Raw genomic sequence first — 4386 nt, forward strand, 5'->3', positions numbered from 1 at the left:
CTACCGCTGCTCGCCGTGGACGCGGCCGCCGCGCTCACCGCCGTCCCGGCGCTCCCCCACCCCCTGCTGACCGCGCCCCTGCTGTTCGCCGTCCTCTGGCTGAACCGGCGGGCGGCGCTGTACCGCCCCACCGCGGTACCCGCCGTCCTGGACGAACTCCCCGCCGTCTGCGCCCGGATCGCGGTGAGCTGGTGCGTGCTGGCGGCCCTGGTGGCCGCGCTCTCCCCGGCACACGCCCTGTCCGTCCGTACGCTGCTGACCGGCTGCGCCCTACAGGCCGCGGCGAGCTGCGCGGGCCGCGGCGTGGTGCACGGGCAGCGCCGCCGGAGGCTGGTCCGTCAGCCCGCCTCGGCCCTCGTGGTCGGCCCGGCCGCCACCGCCCAGCGCGTGGCAGCCGCCTTCCTGCGCCACCCCGGGTGCGGTATCAGGCCGGTGGGCGTCCTCGCCGACGACCCGGCCGGCGGCGAGGGGCTGCCGGTGCTCAGCACGGACGAGGAGGTGCAGCGGGCCGTCATCCAGAACGGCGTGCGGGCCGTCCTCATCGTCGGCCCGGTGGGCGAACACGGCCCCCTGCTGCGGGAGCTGGCCAAGCGGGGCTGCGCCCTGTGGGACGTCGAGGCCAACGTACCGGCGTACGACCGGGCAGGCGGCGCCGCGTACGACAAGGCCGGGCGCACAGCCCCCGACCGGGCCCCGCGCGAGCGCATCGCCGGCTTCTCCTGCCGTCGTCTGGACACCGGCCGGCACCGTGACAGCCTCGCCAAGCGCGCCCTCGACGTCGGCGTCTCCGGGAGCCTGCTGCTGCTCATCGGCCCGCTGCTGCTGGCCTGCGCGGCCGTGCTGCGGGTCAGCGAGGGGCCGTCGGTCGTCTTCCGCCAGGAGCGCGTCGGCAAGAACGGGCGCCCCTTCACCCTCCTGAAGTTCCGCACCCACCGCCCGGTCGACGCACATGAGGCCGCGACCCGCTGGAGCGTGGCGGGCGAGCGGAACATGAGCCCCTTCTGCCGCTTCCTGCGCCGCTCCTCGCTCGACGAGCTGCCCCAGCTGTGGAACGTCTTCCGGGGCGACATGACCCTGGTCGGGCCACGCCCCGAACGCCCGTACTTCGTGGCCCGGTTCAGCCAGGCCCACCCCGGTTACGCGGCCCGCCACCGTATGCGGACCGGTATCACCGGGCTCGCCCAGATCCACGGACTGCGCGGCGACACCTCCATCGAGGACCGCGCCCGGTTCGACAACGCGTACATCGACGACTGGTCGCTGTGGCAGGACGTCTGCATCCTGCTGCGCACGGCCGTGGCGCTGGTCCGCCCGACAGGGAGCTGAACGCCGGTGAGTCACGCATTCACCCTGCCCGCCGTGCGCGGGCCGGCGCCCGTCCTGCCGGTGGTCGCGGTGATCGCGCTGCTCGCGCTGCCCGTGGCCCCGGGTGACACCGGCGGCCCGTCGCCCGCCGACTTCGCCTCCGCCGTCGTCGTGCTGTGCTGCGCGGTACGTCTGCTGCGGCACCGGTGGCAGCCCCTGTCGCGCACCGCCGCCGTGGTCCTGGGCCTGCCCGTGGCCGGGTTCGCGGTGGCGGCGGCGGGGACCGCGCTGCCGGGTACGGCGGCGGCCACCGGCCTGGTGCGCTATCTGCAGGTCTTCGTCCTCGTCCCGGCCGCCGTCCTGCTGCTCGTTCGCGGCCGGCGCGACATCCGGCTGCTCGCCTGGTCGATGGTGGCGCTCGCGCTGTGGCAGGGGGCCGTCGGAGTGCACCAGTACGTTACGGAGACCGGCGCCTCGTACATGGGCCGGGAGATCCGCGCGGTCGGCACCTTCGGGCCGGGCGACGTCATGGGGATGTCGACCGTGGTCTCCTTCGGCCTGGTGTGCGCCGTGGGACTGGCGCTGGGGACCACATCGGTACGGCAACGGATGTGGGCCGTGGTGTGCGGTGTGCTGCTGGTGATGCCGCTGGCGGTGTCCTTCAGCCGGGGGGCGTGGATCGCGACGGCCCTCGCCTGCGGGGCACAGGTGGTGCTGGCGGGCATGCGGCGGGCGGTCGGGGCGGGCGCGGTCGTGGCCGCCGTCGGCGTGATCCTCGTCGGCGGGTTCGGTGTCGGCTCCGCGCTCCTGGAGGAGAGGCTCAGCAGCATCGGGCAGGTCGCCGACGCCCCCGACCGGTCGGTCACCGACCGGTACACGATGTGGGAGGCGGCGGTCGACATGTGGCACGAGCGACCCCTGACGGGCGTCGGCCTCAAGAGCTTCCCCGACCACCGCGACGGGCACGCCTCGCTGGCGCTGTCGTCGGCCGGCGACATCGAGGGCGCGGGCGCGACGTTCCGGAAGCAGCCGCTGACCTCGCCGCACAACATGTACCTGCTCGTCCTCAGCGAGCAGGGGCTCATCGGGCTGCTGGCGCTGGCGGGGAGCTGGCTGGCGCTGCTGGTGCTGGGGCTGCGCCGACTGGTCCGTACCCGGAGGGCGGGCGGCCCCGGCCTCGACTGCGCACTCGTCGCCTGCGGTCTGCTCGTCTGGCAGCTGATCGACTTCGCGTACGCCGACATCGGAGGGCCCTCGACCGTCCTCGCCGCCGTCTGCTTCGGGTTGACGGCGTGGTGGGCGCTGGCGGCCCCTCACCCGGCCGTCTCCGAGGAGGCCACGGCACGATGACGCTCACCCCTCCGCGGACCGGGGACACCACGATCCCTCCCGCGCGCACCAGCGCGGACCAGCCGGACACCGACGGCGGCAAGCCCGCCTCCCAGCGCTTCCTGGCGAGGGCCGCCTTCGTCACCGTCGCCCTCTCCCTGGCCGGTGCCCTGCTGGGCCTCGGCCGGGACCAGGCACTGGCGCACCTCTTCGGGGCCGGGAGCGACACGGACGCCTTCCTGGTCGCCTGGACCGTGCCGGAGTTCGCGGCGACGCTGCTGATCGAGGACGGGCTGGCCTTCGCGCTCGTACCGGCGTTCAGCGCGGCCGTGGCCCGCCGCGCCCAGGGCGGTACGGGCGACCCCGTGCACGCCCTGGTGCGCAGCACGCTGCCCCGCCTGTCGATGGCGTTCGTCGCCGTGTCGGCGCTGCTCGTCTGCGGGGCGCCGTACCTGGTCGAGGTGCTGGCGCCGGGGCTCCCGGACCCGCGGTTCGCGGTGGACTGCACCCGGCTGACCGGCACCTGCGTCCTGACCTTCGGCCTCGCCGGCTACTGCAGCGCGGCCCTGCGCGCCCACCGCCGGTTCGTCGCGCCCGCGGCCATCTACGTCGCCTACAACACCGCCATCATCACGGCGATGTTCGTCCTCGGCGGACGCTGGGGCGTACGAGCGGCGGCGACGGGCGTGGCGGTGGGCGGAGTGCTCATGATCGTCACTCAGCTCCCCGCCCTGCTGCGGCAGTTGCACCGCAGGAAGAAGCCCGACGCGCCGGACCCCGCCGACGCCGCGGACACCACCATGTCCGGTACGGCGACCCTGGCGGACATGGCGGCGAACAGGCACGTCATGAACCTCGCGCTCATCCTCGCCGTCCTGCTCTTCGCCCTGTGCCGCCAGTCCCAGGTCCTCATCGAGCGCTTCCTGGCCTCCACGCTCCCGTCCGGCTCCATCTCGCATCTGAACTACGCCCAGAAAGTGGCCCAGATGCCGATGGTGCTCGCCCTGATGCTGTGCACGGTCACCTTCCCTGTCGTGGCGCAGGCGCTGGCCGAGGGCGACACCGAACGGGCCCGCGACCGCGTCGAGCGCGACCTCCGGGCCGTGTCGTGCGTCGTCCTGCTCGGCACCGCGGCCGTCGTCGCGTGCGCCCCGCAACTCGTCCACCTCCTGTTCCAGCGGGGCGCGTTCACCGCGGAGGACACCGCGGCCACCGCCGCCGTCATGCGCGTGTACGCGCTCGGGCTGCTGGGCCAGGCTCTTGTGGGCGCGCTCGTCCGGTCGTACTTCTCGGCGGGGCGGCCCACCTGGTACCCGGTGACCGCGATGGCCGCCGGGATCGTCGTCACGGCCTGGCTCGGCGCGGCGACCGTCGGCTCGTGGGGCGTGCTGGGCATCGCCGCCGCCAACGCGATCGGCATCACCGTGACCGCCCTGGTCCTGCTGTACGGCATGGGCGCGCGCAGCGTGCCGATCCGTACCCGGCAGGTGCTGGCCGAGATGAGCAAGCCGCTGCGCGCGGCCGTGGTCGCCTGTGGCGTGGGTGGGTTCCTGGCGAGCCGCGTCGACTCCCCCGCGCTCGGCCTCGCGGCCGGTGGCACGGCCGTGACCGCCGTCTTCCTCCTGCTCGCCTGGTTGCTGGGCGTGCAGGGCTTCGCACCCGCACTCCGTACCGTCACCCGAAGGCGCCCCCATGCCCGTATCCGCTGACCTCGGCCCTTCCCTCGATCCCTCCCCCGGCTCACCGCCCCGC

General features: G+C 74.5%; 3 protein-coding genes. All 3 read left to right on the forward strand.

Annotated elements, in window-relative coordinates; translation table 11 throughout:
• The coding region (locus tag FNH04_RS42090) for an exopolysaccharide biosynthesis polyprenyl glycosylphosphotransferase (RefSeq protein WP_152791517.1) at positions 1–1326 on the forward strand (1326 nt) is incomplete at its 5' end.
• A gap of 6 nt (positions 1327–1332) precedes the next feature.
• The gene (locus FNH04_RS42095; protein ID WP_322725433.1) at positions 1333–2655 is read left to right on the forward strand and encodes an O-antigen ligase family protein; all 1323 of its coding nucleotides are present in this window, start codon (positions 1333–1335) and stop codon (positions 2653–2655) included.
• The gene (murJ, locus tag FNH04_RS42100; protein ID WP_152791518.1) at positions 2652–4343 is read left to right on the forward strand and encodes a murein biosynthesis integral membrane protein MurJ; all 1692 of its coding nucleotides are present in this window, start codon (positions 2652–2654) and stop codon (positions 4341–4343) included. The genes FNH04_RS42095 and murJ overlap by 4 nt, the downstream gene beginning before the upstream one ends.
• Positions 4344–4386: the final 43 nt, after the last annotated feature.

Source organism: Streptomyces phyllanthi (genome assembly GCF_009377205.1).
Classification (GTDB): domain Bacteria; phylum Actinomycetota; class Actinomycetes; order Streptomycetales; family Streptomycetaceae; genus Streptomyces; species Streptomyces phyllanthi.